We start from the raw sequence: 14,473 nt of genomic DNA on the forward strand, positions 1-14,473 counted from the left end.
TCGCCGAATTAGAAGAGATGAGGGAAGAGCGACGAACAAAATGGAATACGAAGAAGGAAGGCTAAGAGATTAAAAAACGATCGCTTTTTACGGCAGTGCGTACCATCTTTTAGGTAAAAGAGGAGTTGTTATGAGCCTTAAACACTACTTTGAGAAAGCGACACCTAAGTTTGGCCCAGGTGGGAAGTATCACAAGTTCTATCCATTGTTCGAAGCTGTCGAAACCATTTTTTACACGCCTGGTAAGGTTAACCAGGGCATGACTCACGTTCGAGATAGCATCGATTTAAAACGTATTATGATCATGGTGTGGCTGGCGGTCTTCCCTGCCATGTTCTGGGGTATGTACAACATAGGTCAGCAGTCCAGCGATGCTTTGTTATATGGAATGGATCAAGCCTCAGCTCAGCAAGCGCTGGCTTCTTCGTGGCAACTGAGTTGGGTATGGGGCTCGTTAGATGCGGTTTCACAAGCGGGGTGGGCAAGTAAAATGTGGCTTGGTGCTACTTATTTTCTACCCGTTTATGCGACGGTGTTTATCGTTGGTGGTTTCTGGGAAGTTCTGTTTGCTATTGTGCGAAAGCACGAGGTAAATGAAGGTTTTTTTGTTAGCTCTATACTCTTTGCGTTGATCCTTCCTCCGACAATTCCACTGTGGCAAGCGGCTTTGGGTATCACTTTCGGTATTGTTGTGGCGAAGGAGATTTTCGGTGGTACGGGGCGAAACTTCTTAAACCCGGCACTAGCAGGGCGAGCCTTCTTGTACTTCGCTTATCCCGCTAACATGTCTGGCGGGGCTGTTTGGGTTGCGGCAGATGGTTACTCTGGCGCTACACCGCTGAGCCAATGGTATGAAGGTGGACAAAGTGCCTTGATAAATAGTATGACGGGACAGCCAATTTCATGGGGAGATGCTCTTGTTGGTAATTTGCCAGGCTCGATGGGTGAAGTCTCCACGCTGTTGATTGCATTAACAGGCTTTATTCTTATCTTTATGAAGATAGCGTCGTGGCGAATCGTTGCGGGCGTGTTGGGCGGTTTAGTGGCGGCTTCATTACTATTGAATGCGATCGGTTCGGTCTCTAACCCCATGTTCTCCATGCCGTTTTACTGGCACTTCGTGATTGGTGGGGTCGCGTTTGGTACCTTCTATATGGCGACAGATCCCGTCTCGGCGGCTTTTACCAATGGCGGTAAATGGGCATACGGACTATTAATCGGTGTGATGACGATTTTTATCCGAGTGCTGAACCCAGCTTATCCAGAAGGCATCATGTTAGCGATTCTATTTGCTAACTTATTCGCGCCACTTTTCGATTATTTAGTCAAAGAAAGTAATATCAAACGCAGAATGAAAAGGGCGAGACCTTCTTAAAATGAGGATGACTTCACTGAAAGTTGATTGAAAACTGCACTATATTGAAAAGGTCAGAAACATGGGGTTTCTGGCTTTTTATTTTTATCAGGAGGACGAAGACGATGAGAATAAAGGATATTCTCGATAGCCGTTTGGTGCTGTCGTTCTGGTACAACCTAGACTACTGCTTGTCTCTTCTTAGTAAAATTTCTTCTCGTTGATTTCCTCAATGCAACCGCATTGAAAAGCATTTTTATCTATTTGTTTTTTTAGTCTTACGTGATAGCGCGTAGGGCAATGCGTATAAGGAAATTAACAATGAAACGTATTCCAGAACCTTTCCGTATCAAAATGGTTGAGCCAATCAAAATGACCACTTTGGCAGACCGTGAAGTCGCGTTAAAAGAAGCGGGTTATAACCCATTTCTTCTTCGTAGTGATGATGTTTATATCGATTTGCTGACTGACTCTGGCACTGGTGCCATGAGTGATAATCAGTGGGCTGGCATCATGATGGGGGATGAATCCTATGCGGGTAGCCGAAATTACTACAACCTGTGTGATGCAGTAGAGCACTTCTTTGGTTATAAGCTCACCGTGCCTGCGCACCAAGGGCGTGGTGCCGAGCAAATTTTGTTCCCAGCTTTGATTGAGCGTATGCGTCAGGTGCGTGGTGGCGAAACGCCAGTATTTATCTCGAACTACCATTTTGATACCACAGCGGGTCATATTGAACTCAATGGCGGTAAAGCGATTAACGTGGTAACGGAAGAAGCATTCGACACCACTACGCCTTATGATTGGAAGGGCAATTTTGATATCGATAAGCTGGTGGCAACAATTGAAGCGCACGGTTCACATAACATATGTGCGATTATCACCACGATTACTTGTAATAGCTCCGGTGGCCAGCCTGTGTCGATGGAAAACATGCGCAGCGTGTACGAAATCGCAACCAAGTACGATATTCCAGTGGTGATTGACTCGGCTCGTTACTGTGAGAACGCCTACTTTATTAAGCAGCGTGAAGAGGGGTACGACGATAAATCGATTCTGGAAATCATTCGCGAGATGTATCAATACGGCGATATGTTGACGATGTCGGCTAAGAAAGACCCGATGGTAAACATTGGTGGTATGTGTTGTATTCGCGATCATAAAGAGTTGTTCCAAGCAGTGCAGACGCGTTGTGTACCCATGGAAGGATTTGTGACATACGGTGGTATGGCTGGGCGTGATATGGAAGCGCTCGCTCGCGGTTTGTATGAAGCGGCGGATGAAGATTTTCTTCACTACCGAATTAGCCAAGTTCAATACTTAGGTGAGCGCTTACGTGAGGGCGGTATTCCAATTCAATACCCAACGGGTGGTCACGCAGTGTTTGTGGATGCCGCTAAGATTTTGCCACATATTCCAGCGGATCAGTTCCCTGCGCAGGTATTGTGTAATGCCTTGTATTTGGAAGCGGGCATTCGAGCAGTAGAGATAGGATCGCTGTTGCTTGGTCGAGATCCGGAAACGGGTAAACAAAAAGCGTCAGAGCTTGAGTTGATGCGTTTGACCATTCCACGTCGTGTCTACACAAACGATCATATGGATTACATTGCGGATGCGATTATCGAACTGAAAAATCGTGCTCATGAGTTAAAAGGACTCACTTTCGAGTACGAGCCACCAGTGCTGCGCCACTTTACTGCTCGGTTTAAAGAGAACGATTAATTAAGGCTGAATATAGAAAAGCAAAAGGCCGCGAGTTTCGCGGCCTTTTTCGATTTGTTTCTTAGCGTTACACTTACGCCAACTCTAATGTAATACGAACGAACTGATCGTCCTGGTACTGCACTTCATAATTGAAGGTGCCACTGGCGTAAATACTGCCAAGGAAAAGTGAACGTTGGCTCATTGGTCCACGGAACAGCATCGAAATAGGAGCGATTAGGGCGTTATTATCATCGAAATGCTGATTTAAGTTCTCAGAAAGCACACATAGCAAACAGCCGTGTTGGTCGTGAGATAAGTCGACGTCTTCCGGTCGAGATAATAATATAGTAGTCCCCAACTTCTTCTCAATCTCGTTAATCAACAGCAAGTAGCTATCTAGATCAGGTTGAGGGTTACTTGGTTTATCTGCACCCACGCAACGTTCGAGTAACGCTTCCAGATTTCCGTTCTCGCCTTTTGCCTGTTGAGTCAAAGACTTTAACGGCTTTTTAATCAGCTTATAGCGATTACTCTTCAGTTTTGGCTTCAGCCATTTCTGCAGTAAGTCGTTACGCTCTTTAAGGGAGAGACCATCTGAGGACGCGTGAATTTTAAAGTGCAGGTGCAATAAAGCGTGAACCGCAAGCTCACTCAGAAGTTGGTTAGCATCTGTAGACTGTCTTGCCTGCTTAGAACTTTGCATTACACTCGAACAAAATTAGGGAAGAAGGATAATGGTGCCGAGAGAGGGACTCGAACCCTCACACCAAAGGCACTAGCACCTCATGCTAGCGTGTCTACCAATTTCACCATCTCGGCATCATGATGCTCTGAATACTCAGAGGCCTCGAAAAGAAGCACCGCGAATTGTATAACCAAAATCCATCTGTTGGCGAGAGCAAAATGACGAATTTTGGATCTTTCGAGTTTGATTGCGTATTTATTGGTCACTTTTGCGTTTTTTACCATCAAAGTCTGTCCTTATGCCCTTACTTTTATTAACGGTATGACGACAAAAGAACGTTTTTGCCTAAATTTTGAACGCTTGAACGTTTGCGTAAATAAATGTGATGAATATCTCTTTTTGTTGGCTATACTTGCGTCCCGTTTAAGCGGGAATTAGGGTTTAGTTGTTCAGGACCCTTACCCATACAAGCCGTCACATGGAGCAGGCTAAGCAATACGCTCGCCAGCAGTGAATGACCCCACGGACCGGACCAGCTACGTTCAATTGCTTGTATAAGGTAAAAATAAGATGTCGAACTATTCGTTCTGTCTACATTCTGGATCTGAAGGCGAGTTATCACTCGCTGCGTTGTCCCTTTCTTCTGCCAATTCCTTTGGCTCTTTTTTCTTTTTCAACGTTCAGTAGGTCCAGCTCATGAGTGTTCTATTTAGTCTATTTGGTATTGTTGCACTGCTAGGTTGTGCTTTCCTACTTTCTGAGGGCCGTTCTTCCATTAATTGGAAAACCGTATCTCGCGCCTTGATGCTACAAATGGGATTTGCTGCCTTAGTGCTTTATTTCCCGTTAGGTCAGGCGGCGCTGGCGAGTTTAAGTAATGGTGTCGCGGGGCTACTCAGCTTTGCTGATGAGGGGATTAAATTCCTCTTTGGTGACCTCGCTTCTTCTGGCTTTATCTTCGCTATTCGTGTCCTTCCTATCATCATCTTCTTCAGTGCTCTTATCTCCGCCCTTTACTACTTGGGCATCATGCAAAAAGTGATTCAATTTATTGGCGGCGCTATCCAGAAGTTCTTGGGTACGAGTAAAGCAGAGTCTCTGGTTGCAACAGGTAACATTTTCTTATCTCAAGGCGAGTCCCCACTTCTTATTCGTCCATTTCTTTCGAACATGACTCGCTCTGAACTGTTTGCTGTGATGGCTGGTGGTATGGCTTCAGTGGCGGGCAGTGTGCTTGGTGGTTATGCCGGTTTAGGTGTCGACCTAAAATACTTGATTGCGGCAAGCTTTATGGCAGCTCCAGGTAGTTTGATGATGGCAAAAATTATCGTTCCTGAACGCCAAACGCCAAGCGATTACAACGATATTGAGCTAGATAAATCAGAAGAAAGCAACGTTATTGATGCGCTAGCAAGCGGTGCCATGGGCGGTATGAAAGTGGCCGTTGCTGTTGGTACCATGCTTATCGCTTTTGTTAGTGTTATCGCGATGGTGAACACGGGACTAGAAAACTTAGGTGACATACTTGGTTTCTCTGGTGTGACGCTACAAGCGATTTTTGGTTACTTGTTTGCACCTCTAGCGTGGTTGATTGGTGTGCCAAGCCACGAAATCCTTGCTGCGGGTTCATACATTGGTCAGAAAGTGGTGATGAATGAGTTTGTTGCGTTCATCGATTTTGTACAGCACAAAGCGACGCTCTCTGAGCATACTCAAGTCATCATCACTTTTGCGTTGTGTGGCTTTGCAAACATTGGTTCAATTGCGATTCAGCTGGGTTCTATCGGCGTGATGGCACCTGAGCGCCGCAAAGATGTTGCAAGTCTAGGCCTAAAAGCGGTTGCTGCTGGCACACTCGCTAACCTGATGAGTGCGTGTTTAGCGGGTATTTTCATCTCGCTCTAATTTAGATTGAAGATGCACACTAAAAACCCGCCCAAATGGCGGGTTTTATTATTTCTAAGGCTTAGGTATTAAGCCGTAGGGTATTGATTTAAAAGCGTCAGGGTGCTCTTGATAAGTTGGCGCTTTATGTACCCCTTTCCAATCGAGCAGCATGATGGCTAGCACATTACGGTGCTCGCCGTACTTGAGATCAAAACTCCCATCGGCTGATGGAATCATCCCTTTTTCAGCGTTGATTGCGTGACGAATGGCTTGGCGGGTTTTCTCGACGACCGGATCGTGATCCAAGCCTGCTAACAAAAACGAAATGCCGACTTCTGCAATCACGTCTTCTTTGGCTCTTAGCAGGATTGTGTCGATGTTGTTGCGAAAGTAATCATAAATCCATTGGTGTTTCTTTTCGCTTACCCGCACTTGATAGTACTGTGAGTCGGCAAAGATGATGTGCGTCATACCATAGAGTTTATTCCAATACTGCTGAGCTGACAGCATCTTATCTTTATCGTCGGGATAGGTACTGCGAAAGGTTTGAGTAAATTCCTCGACCACATCTTGCTCACCAAGCTGGCGAAGCCAGTAGACTTGGTTTGCGAGCTGAGCTGCCCACGCCTCTATCATTTCTTTGTCCGTAACGTAACGCGAGAAATCGTAGCGCCTCAGGATCTTTCTCAGCGTTTTGTCTTGCTTATGTTTCAGACCATATTCGTTTGCTCTTGCCATTGCGCCAAGCAAATCCACGCCAAGATAAAGATATTCAGGATGGTGTTTAGTGACGGTATAGCGTCGTTGCCCTCGCTCACTTTCTTTCTCTTGATACGCGGTCAATCTTTGTGATGAATAAAGAATAATATCTTCAGGTTCAACGACTTCATTAGCAAATCGGTTTAATCGGCTAGCTACTTGTGCCATGTCGGTCCAAACGGCAGCGTGATATTTCTCATCTAATGTCTGGCGGTACATGCGTAAGCCAAAGTGCCCCTCTTTAAACGCAGGTAAAGTGAACAGTTCCTGCTCGTAGGTATTACGAATCAACTGTGCTGATTGAGCATTATCTAGGAGCGGTATCTCTTCCTGTGATGCCTGAACAGCAAAGGTAAGTGAGCAAGAGAGTAAGACCGCTAAGCTAAGAGGTTTGATACGCATAAATCCATTCCCTATGAAGTCCTGAATCTAAACCTACCATCAATATTAATTAAGAATGTAAAAGCTGAGTCAATAGTTAAAAATCTGTCGAAAAGTCAGATTGATACGTTCACCTTTGGTTTTCGCGGTTTTTGGTACACAGTGTTTCCAGTGATGTTGGAGCTCGCCAGCCATAACCAGTAAGGAGCCGTGAGAAAGCTCATATTCAATCTCAGTTTTACAATGTAAATTTCTGAGCAAAAATCGACGTGTTTCACCTAAATTCAAAGAGGCGATAACCGGGTTTCTACCTAGCTCTGGTTCATTGTCTTGGTGCCAGCCCATCGAATCTTGGCCGTGTCGGTATAGGTTGGCAAGTACAGAGTTGAAGGCTACATCCGCAATCGTCTCACAGCGCACTTTGAGCTGAGTTAACTCAGGAGTCCAAGGGTGAGGCTGCATGGTTAAGCCTGAGTAAGTATATGCTGCATCACCGTGCCACGCTTGTAAACGAGGTTGAAGTACTGACTTGCCGAACATGGTAATGCGCTCTTGATGCCATGGCAGTGTTTCCAGAAGTTGGTCAAAGTAGTGATCCGCTTCTAGATTGCTAAGAAAGTAAGGATCGTAATAGAGTTTACCCCTTTCTACTTCTTGCCACTGAGTACCGCCAAATAAATCGCCTTGTTGATGCATCATCTCATACCTAAAACATAAAAAATTTTAATCACTGTTACCTTTCCGATTGGGATTGGTTATTCTTGTGATAGTAAGAATTTTAACAATAAATAAAAATCTCGTAACGATATACGAGTTGTGGGGAGAAAATGCGTTATTTACCCAGAAAGCGATGCTATTTTGCATTGTTCTTCCTCTGTTTTTTCGCTTTATGCGTTGGGGTTATTGAGCTGTTGCATCGAAATCAGCAAGAGCTTCACCAAGAGCGAGTTCAAGTTGAGGCCAAAGAACAACTTTCCACCCTCCGTTCCAATTTGGAAGCGGTACTTATGGCGGATATCTATAAAGCCAGTACCTTGGCGACACTTATTACTTTACTGCCTAAAAACCAAGAAGACGAATTGAACATTGCGGCTCACCGCATCCTGAGCAAAAGCAAACATATTACGATCATTGGCATTGCGAAGAATGATGTTATCAGTCATATATTTCCCCGCCAAGGTAATGAGCGTTTAATCGGCCTCGATTACCGAACGGTGCCACAGCAGTGGGTGCAGGTGCAAAAAGCCAAGGATATACAAGAAATATTCATAGCAGGACCTGTCAACTTGATTCAAGGCGGCAAAGGCTTGATCGTGCGGGTTCCGGTTTTTCTTGACCCACCGTTGAACCAAGATTATTGGGGGGTGATCAGTGCGGTGATTAATTTTGACGCTCTGATGCGAGAAACTGGCGTGATCGATTTCTCTTATCGCTATCCTTTGATGATTCGTGGTTACGACAGTGGCGGTGCTTTTGGTGACGTTTTCTTTGGCGCGCTGAGTGAAACCAAAACGCCATACGCGAAAGAAATGGTTCATTTTCCTTATGGTGGGTGGAGTATGGTGGTTTTCTCCGGAGACAAACTCGACCGTCAAATTCCTTGGCATCAGCTTTATTTAGCAAGGCTCATCGGTTATCCCATTGTTTTTGCACTGAGCCTCGCGCTTATTGCGATTTATCGCTTGTACACCATTGCGGATGATAGAGCACTGCATGATGAACTGACACACTTACCAAACCGTCGCTATTTTATGAAGTTTTACAAGCAGCAGTTTGAAATAGCGAAACGTTACAAAAAGCGTTACAGCTTCGCCTTAATCAATATAGATCTGGATAGGTTTAAACATATTAACGATACCTATGGTCATGACGCAGGCGACAAGGTCTTAGTCGCTACGGCTGAAAGAGTGAAAAGCTCTCTGCGTAAATCAGATATAGTGGCCCGAATGGGAGGTGATGAGTTTTTAGTTGTCGTTCATAACCCTGGGACGGAAGAAAATGTTCAGTCTCTGCTACAAAAGCTTAGGTTAGCTTTATGTTCGACGCCCGTGATTTACGATGAAGCGCTCATTTACCTGAGAACCAGCATTGGGTACGCGATATTTGATCCGGACATGTCATCTCCAGAGCAAATGATGAAAATAGCCGATGAGAGAATGTATCAACAAAAACATGGCGGATGAACCTGAGCCCAATTTCAATCAGGGCTTTGGAGCAGTGGTAAGGTTAAGAATCCGAAATCTCACCATCATTTGGGTATAAGAATATATGACTTTACATGTTAATAGACTCTTTGCTGAGAGAGTCATTATTAGCAGTGCATGAAGTGGCATATTCGCATGTTGTTGCATTTTGCAAATGCAGTTTGCGAAATTTATGGTCAATAAAGCAACGATATGCATCTGGATCTATTAAAAAACGGCCTTTTTAAAGTTGGCACGCATCGTGCTTTATCTAGAGTGACCCTTATTAAGCCGAGGGTCACCTAGCCAACTGACGTTGTTAGTGAATACACATTGTTCACAAGTATATACCGCCAATCACGATTATTGTGATTGGCGTTTTTTCTTTCTAGAGACCAATAATATTCACGTTGTCACCTGTCTCATCGGCTTCTCCGCACTTACTGTAACAACTAGGCTGCCTTGGACAAACGGCCCCTCTTGAGCAGATTAGCCTAGCTTGGGTTTGAATACCTCGTTCTATCCAATTGATGTTTAATATCTTAGCAATGGTTGTTAAGTCTTTTTTGATGTGGGGAGGAATGACACTACTTCCGCCGGAAGCGACACAAAGTGACTTCAGCTCTTCCGCAATAGAAACCGCATCACCACCTTGTGCAGAAATCGCAGGGTTTAAATCTATCCCCGCGCACAACACTCGGTTGTTCCCCGCAGGGTCAAATACGTTGACTGATTCACAACAGTAAATACGTGGCTCGTCGCCCACATTCAAAATCGAAATTTGCGCTGAACTGGTATCCAAAGGTTGGGCTAGACGTCTAAATACGGCCCAGTGTTGGCAAGGATCGTTCACTTTGCGCATATTGCCCCAAGGAAGCGGGATGCCATTTCCACGATATACCGCTTTCAACTTGCCCGGACCATAGGCATCAAAGTAGTGCCAATGAGGGTACGGAGAAACCACGGTCATACGACGCATCGCAACGGAAGGAGAAACGCCGGCCTTTTTGTGAACATCAATTTCGTAACCGGAACGGTCAAGCAACTGACGAAATGGTACTTTGGGGCAAAGCAGGGCACCAGCAAAAAAGCTGGACTCAAAATCGCGCCAAGCTTGTAGGATATCTTGCGAGTTGAGCTCAGAGTTGGAAACTGGGCTGTCCATTTGCTCCCAGTTGTTTTGATGCCCAATAGATAAAACGTTATTCATTGCATCACTGCTATGGAGCACGCGATGGCCGATGTATACCGCCAAGTCATATTTCAATCGGGTTGGGTAGTCACGCATTCGTTTATTGAGATAAATGGTGCCAGGTGGTTCCATGAAAGACGTAATCAACTGTTTGGCGCTGACGCCCAGTTCATCAATCACATCCTGTGGTGCTCGGTCTACCCAGCGGATATCCAACCCCATACTTTTCGCGATATCTATCAGATCTTCTACCGATAGATTCAGGCGCTTCAAGCCGACCTCTTCAGCTGCGCGTTCTAAATCAGGAAAATGGTTTTGATGGTTCTCTTGGTGCGCACGGATCAACAAGTGGGCGAATTGACGTCCAGTAATACCCGTTTGAGACAACATCTCTGGAATCGCGATTTGGAGAATATCATTGGAGAACAAAAAGCTTGGCTCCAATGCCATACCGTTGATACCGCCACGATTCCCTTTGTTGGGGGTAATGGCCTCTAATTCCGGTTCATCATCTAAAAACCACGTAGGATCTTTTTGAAAAACTTCCGCGATTACTTCGAGCATATCAATACTCGGAACGCGTTTTCCGCGCTCTATCATCGAAAGGTAAGATACCGACGGTGCGTACTCAGGATTGATCCTTACACAGCGTGCAGATAAATCCTCCATCGTTAAATGGTTGTTTTTCCTTAGGTTGCGAATTTTCGTACCTAGAAAATGGGACTGACGGATAAGGCTTTTTGACACAGACATTTTGTAAAATTCACATTGTAAAATTTTTGTTGTGAAATTGTAGTCAATATTTCGCTAGTCTACATAATAAGCAGGCAAGGAAATTAACCATCAACTTCACAGAATTGCCTGAAACTTAAACGAAGGAATTAAGTTTTTACTCTAGGACGAGTTTTTTTAAGTGCGAGGATATGACGATGAATATGCTGAACTTCGATAAAAAAGAGATGCAACAACAACAACGCCCATTTATCGCTGAAGCTGTATTTGCCGTCGAAGCGGTAAGTGCTGAGCAGCAGAGCGAGAAGCAAGTAAAAGCGAAGCAACTACTAGACCGCATGTTCCCATTGGAGAACGGGTCGCACCAAGATGTATCAAGTTACGTAATTGATTACCGCCATGTATTGGCTTACTTCAAAGACGGCACACACAGCGGCCTGAAAAGCCCAAAACACTTTGTGGCGTATACGGGTGAGAAAGAAGATCCAAAATCGATCTTGTTTAAAGACGATTCAGGTAACCACGTAGAAGTGCTATTTGGCTGTCATAAAGGCACCGGTTGTGTGGAGTTGATGGATATTGATGACATTCAACTGGAAACACGCACTACGTTTAATCCTGAACTAACGGGCAATGCGCCGACGGCGATGCGCCACTGGATCAGCTTAATCAAAGGCGACAAAAAAGGTAAGCCGATGGCATGTAGTGAAGATAAAGAATACACTGCGAAAAACGGTGACGACTATATTCTAAGCTATTGCTACAGTGTCGATTAAGATGTGAAGCGCCAGATAAATAGACCCCGCATTTAATAGTGCGGGGTTTTTATTCTATTTCGAAAGTCGGTCCTATTAACCAAGCTTACATAACAAATTGATTTAAATGGGCATCACGCGGTTACGACCGAGTTGTTTTGCCTCATAAAGTTGCTTATCGGCTTTATTGACCAGAGCTTCAGGCGTATCACCCACCTCATATTCTGCTACCCCAAAAGAAGCGGTAATGCTGTGAACTTGTGTACCAGAACGCTTATCTCTGATGCGCAGTTTTTCTATCATGCGGCGTAGTGTGTCTGCATATTGGCGAGCAATTCGCAGAGACTTATTGGGCACAATTAAGGCGAACTCTTCACCACCAAAACGATACGCGCATATTCCATCTCGACAGCTTTGTTGTAGTCGACGGGCAATGGCTTTTAGCACCGTATCGCCGAAAAGGTGGCCGTAATTGTCGTTAAATGACTTGAAATGGTCGATATCAAGCATGATCAAGGTCATTGCTTGATTTGATGCGATAAGCGAAGACAGATCTTTATCAAAAGCTCGACGGTTGTAAAGGTTGGATAGACCATCAAATAATGCGTCTTGCTGTACTTCAGCCAGCTGATTTTTGAGGCGAGAAATTTCTTCACTCGCATTAGTTAATTGGCTATTCAAAAACTTTGTCGAGTGACGAATTTCGTGTGACTCTGCGACAAGTTGACGAATCACCACCATCACTTCTTCAATACTTAAGCTGTTGTCTTCAACTTTTTCTAGCTTATTAAAACTTTTGTCTACCATTTCAGAAAAGGAAGAAGTATCTGAAAGTGTATCGCTCATCGAGCTGGACACTTCATGCAGCAGAACTTCTACATTGGTTCTAAGATCTTCAAGGCTAGTTTCTGCTTTACTGGCAACATAGTTGTTATAAAGCTGTTTATTGGTTGCAGGCGGGCAGATACCGTAGTTTTCTAACACCGTATCCAACTCAAAGTTGAGTTCAGGAATGGTCTTGTCAACGTAGGTATACCAAAGCGCATAGTTGGCTGGCGTGGCAGCAACATGATTTTTGATCATTAGTGGGACCGCTTTTTTCAAATTAGCGGTCGATTTTTTAAACTCGTCGGTCATTTCTGCGATGGTACTAGCAAAATGGAATTGGACTTAGATTAACGGATATTAACCAATATCGCTTTAATTTTTATCATTTTTGCATGGTTTATATAAAAAATGAGTGATTAAGACCGTTATCAATATCGCCAAATTTTAATTTTATAAAATCTTAGTATGAAACATGCGCGAACGATGTTTTGGTGTTAAGGGCTCTAAGATGACCAGCCAATTGGTTTAGTGAGATTGTCAGTAACCTAATGATCGTAAAGCTCTATTGCCCGTACAACAACGAGTGGAATAAAAGACTTAGCGCTTAGGCTATTTGCAACAAGAACGCGGGGATACCGAGTTTACAAAAAACGAGTTTACAAAAGAGGGGGCGACTTGGATAAGATAATAGGACTGTATTGGTTCACTAATGACCTGCGTTTGCATGACAACCCGCTGTTGGTAGACGCTTGTGCAGAAATGGATGAGTTAATTTGTTTGTATTGTCGCCCCTCGGTGACACCTTACTTGCAGCACTTTGCGCAGGAGACCTCTTTAGGGCGTGCGAAATTGCAGTTTCTCGAGGCATCGCTTAATGAACTTAATCAATCTTTAGCTAAATTGGGGCAACGATTATGGACGGTTGAACTGACGCCCTATCAAGCGATCAAATATGCCATCAGTCATTTCGGTATCACTCATATTTATGCTGATGCGTTTGCTGGTTCGGATGAGCAACAGGCACTAGAGCGTGCAATTGAAGACACTCCCCATGTGAACATCAAACAGCAAGCGATCCGCACTTTGTTGTGCGAAGAACAGCTGCCATTTGAATTAAGGCAACTGCCTGCGACCTTCACGAAATTTAGAAAGCAGGTCGAAGGTTTAGACCTCTCTCAACCTTACGAGAGCGTTCATGCTTTACCGCCAGAACCTTCAGGTATGAATTTTCCTACCGCCACGACATATTACTTTGACACCAAACCAGCATTTGATGGCGGAGAACTGAGCGGTCTTGAACATTGTCGACGCTATTTTGCTTCAAGTTTAGCGAGTGAATATAAACAGACGCGCAATGGGCTTGATGGGGTGGAGTATTCAACTAAATTTTCACCTTGGTTAGCTCATGGTTGCGTCTCTCCTACAATCATTTATGCCATGCTCAAACAATATGAGCGGAAGAACGGAGCAAATGATTCAACCTATTGGATCTATTTCGAGTTGTTGTGGCGGGAATACTTTTATTGGTACGCGAGAAAGTATCAACAGAAGTTGTTTCGATTTGGCGGTATCGCCAACCAGCCACCACTGACCAGTTTTTATGCGCAACGCTTTAAGCAGTGGAAGAAAGGCGAGACACCTTTTCCAATAGTTAACGCATGTATGCATCAGCTTAATAAAACGGGTTATATGTCTAACCGAGGGCGCCAACTGGTCGCGAGTTGTCTGGTTCATGAACTCGGACTCGACTGGCGTTATGGTGCTGCTTATTTTGAAACTCAGCTGATTGATTACGATGTCGGCTCTAATTGGGGCAACTGGCAGTATTTGGCTGGTGTTGGCGCTGACCCACGTGGCTCACGTCAGTTTAATCTAGAAAAGCAGACACAAACTTATGACCCAGATTTTTCATTTATCGACAAATGGCAGGGGAGATGCGTAGGCGTACATCTTGATAGTGTCGATATGGTGGATTGGCCGATTGCGCCAAAAAAAGAGAGCGGGAGATAACCA

General features: G+C 44.5%; 11 protein-coding genes and 1 tRNA gene. 6 read left to right on the forward strand and 6 right to left on the reverse strand.

The genetic code is table 11. The annotated features are described in order from the left end of the window. The first annotated feature begins 130 nt into the window (after nt 1-130). Both LIX84_RS00270 and LIX84_RS00275 read left to right on the forward strand, forming a co-directional pair. Complete coding sequence (locus tag LIX84_RS00270) at nt 131-1,375, forward strand: NADH:ubiquinone reductase (Na(+)-transporting) subunit B (RefSeq protein WP_226420313.1); 1,245 nt, start codon at nt 131-133, stop codon at nt 1,373-1,375. A 300-nt stretch (nt 1,376-1,675) separates the two neighbouring features. Then, nucleotides 1,676-3,076: a tryptophanase gene (locus LIX84_RS00275; RefSeq protein ID WP_226420314.1), complete on the forward strand. Its 1,401-nt coding sequence runs from the start codon at nt 1,676-1,678 to the stop codon at nt 3,074-3,076. A gap of 73 nt (nt 3,077-3,149) precedes the next feature. Here LIX84_RS00275 and LIX84_RS00280 read toward each other — a convergent pair whose 3' ends face one another. Beyond that, nucleotides 3,150-3,761 carry a DUF2913 family protein gene (locus LIX84_RS00280; protein WP_226420315.1) on the reverse strand — a complete coding sequence of 204 codons (612 nt, stop codon included), beginning with the start codon at nt 3,759-3,761 and terminating at the stop codon, nt 3,150-3,152. 32 nt (nt 3,762-3,793) lie between these two features. After that, nucleotides 3,794-3,877, reverse strand: a tRNA-Leu gene (locus LIX84_RS00285). Nucleotides 3,878-4,439: 562 nt separating this feature from the next. Between LIX84_RS00285 and LIX84_RS00290 the strand changes: the two genes are divergently transcribed. Further along, a complete protein-coding gene (locus LIX84_RS00290; RefSeq protein WP_005393641.1) occupies nt 4,440-5,648 on the forward strand; it encodes a NupC/NupG family nucleoside CNT transporter in 1,209 nt (402 codons plus the stop codon). Between the two features lie 54 nt (nt 5,649-5,702). On the opposite strand, the gene LIX84_RS00295 is transcribed toward LIX84_RS00290, so the two are convergent. Both LIX84_RS00295 and LIX84_RS00300 read right to left on the reverse strand, forming a co-directional pair. Continuing rightward, complete coding sequence (locus LIX84_RS00295) at nt 5,703-6,791, reverse strand: DUF3541 domain-containing protein (RefSeq protein ID WP_226420316.1); 1,089 nt, start codon at nt 6,789-6,791, stop codon at nt 5,703-5,705. 69 nt (nt 6,792-6,860) lie between these two features. Beyond that, the gene (locus LIX84_RS00300) at nt 6,861-7,466 is read right to left on the reverse strand and encodes an alpha-ketoglutarate-dependent dioxygenase AlkB family protein (protein ID WP_226420824.1); all 606 of its coding nucleotides are present in this window, start codon (nt 7,464-7,466) and stop codon (nt 6,861-6,863) included. Nucleotides 7,467-7,597: 131 nt separating this feature from the next. Here LIX84_RS00300 and LIX84_RS00305 point away from each other — a divergent pair, with 131 nt between their 5' ends. Further along, nucleotides 7,598-8,953 carry a diguanylate cyclase gene (locus LIX84_RS00305; protein WP_193448185.1) on the forward strand — a complete coding sequence of 452 codons (1,356 nt, stop codon included), beginning with the start codon at nt 7,598-7,600 and terminating at the stop codon, nt 8,951-8,953. A 388-nt stretch (nt 8,954-9,341) separates the two neighbouring features. Here LIX84_RS00305 and LIX84_RS00310 read toward each other — a convergent pair whose 3' ends face one another. Further along, a complete protein-coding gene (locus LIX84_RS00310; RefSeq protein WP_134645377.1) occupies nt 9,342-10,898 on the reverse strand; it encodes a DUF3612 domain-containing protein in 1,557 nt (518 codons plus the stop codon). A 176-nt stretch (nt 10,899-11,074) separates the two neighbouring features. On the opposite strand from LIX84_RS00310, the gene LIX84_RS00315 reads away from it, so the two are divergent. Further along, nucleotides 11,075-11,653 carry a malate synthase gene (locus LIX84_RS00315; RefSeq protein WP_005393653.1) on the forward strand — a complete coding sequence of 193 codons (579 nt, stop codon included), beginning with the start codon at nt 11,075-11,077 and terminating at the stop codon, nt 11,651-11,653. Nucleotides 11,654-11,755: 102 nt separating this feature from the next. Here LIX84_RS00315 and gefA read toward each other — a convergent pair whose 3' ends face one another. Further along, nucleotides 11,756-12,769, reverse strand: a complete 1,014-nt coding sequence (gene gefA / locus LIX84_RS00320; protein WP_005393654.1) for a diguanylate cyclase GefA — start codon at nt 12,767-12,769, stop codon at nt 11,756-11,758. 366 nt (nt 12,770-13,135) lie between these two features. On the opposite strand from gefA, the gene LIX84_RS00325 reads away from it, so the two are divergent. Continuing rightward, nucleotides 13,136-14,470 (forward strand): DASH family cryptochrome, encoded by a 1,335-nt coding sequence (locus LIX84_RS00325; protein ID WP_226420317.1) that lies wholly within the window; start codon nt 13,136-13,138, stop codon nt 14,468-14,470. Nucleotides 14,471-14,473: the final 3 nt, after the last annotated feature.

Origin of the sequence: Vibrio sp. E14 (assembly GCF_020515785.1) — a bacterium.
Taxonomy (GTDB): Bacteria; Pseudomonadota; Gammaproteobacteria; order Enterobacterales; family Vibrionaceae; genus Vibrio; species Vibrio diabolicus.

Excerpts from the sequence above, each read along its gene's own strand:
- LIX84_RS00270 (WP_226420313.1), top strand. The coding sequence starts at position 131 with ATGAGCCTTAAACACTACTTTGAGAAAGCGACACCTAAGTTTGGCCCA.
- LIX84_RS00275 (WP_226420314.1), top strand. The coding sequence starts at position 1,676 with ATGAAACGTATTCCAGAACCTTTCCGTATCAAAATGGTTGAGCCAATC.
- LIX84_RS00280 (WP_226420315.1), bottom strand. The coding sequence starts at position 3,761 with ATGCAAAGTTCTAAGCAGGCAAGACAGTCTACAGATGCTAACCAACTT.
- LIX84_RS00290 (WP_005393641.1), top strand. The coding sequence starts at position 4,440 with ATGAGTGTTCTATTTAGTCTATTTGGTATTGTTGCACTGCTAGGTTGT.
- LIX84_RS00295 (WP_226420316.1), bottom strand. The coding sequence starts at position 6,791 with ATGCGTATCAAACCTCTTAGCTTAGCGGTCTTACTCTCTTGCTCACTT.
- LIX84_RS00300 (WP_226420824.1), bottom strand. The coding sequence starts at position 7,466 with ATGCATCAACAAGGCGATTTATTTGGCGGTACTCAGTGGCAAGAAGTA.
- LIX84_RS00305 (WP_193448185.1), top strand. The coding sequence starts at position 7,598 with ATGCGTTATTTACCCAGAAAGCGATGCTATTTTGCATTGTTCTTCCTC.
- LIX84_RS00310 (WP_134645377.1), bottom strand. The coding sequence starts at position 10,898 with ATGTCTGTGTCAAAAAGCCTTATCCGTCAGTCCCATTTTCTAGGTACG.
- LIX84_RS00315 (WP_005393653.1), top strand. The coding sequence starts at position 11,075 with ATGAATATGCTGAACTTCGATAAAAAAGAGATGCAACAACAACAACGC.
- gefA (WP_005393654.1), bottom strand. The coding sequence starts at position 12,769 with ATGACCGACGAGTTTAAAAAATCGACCGCTAATTTGAAAAAAGCGGTC.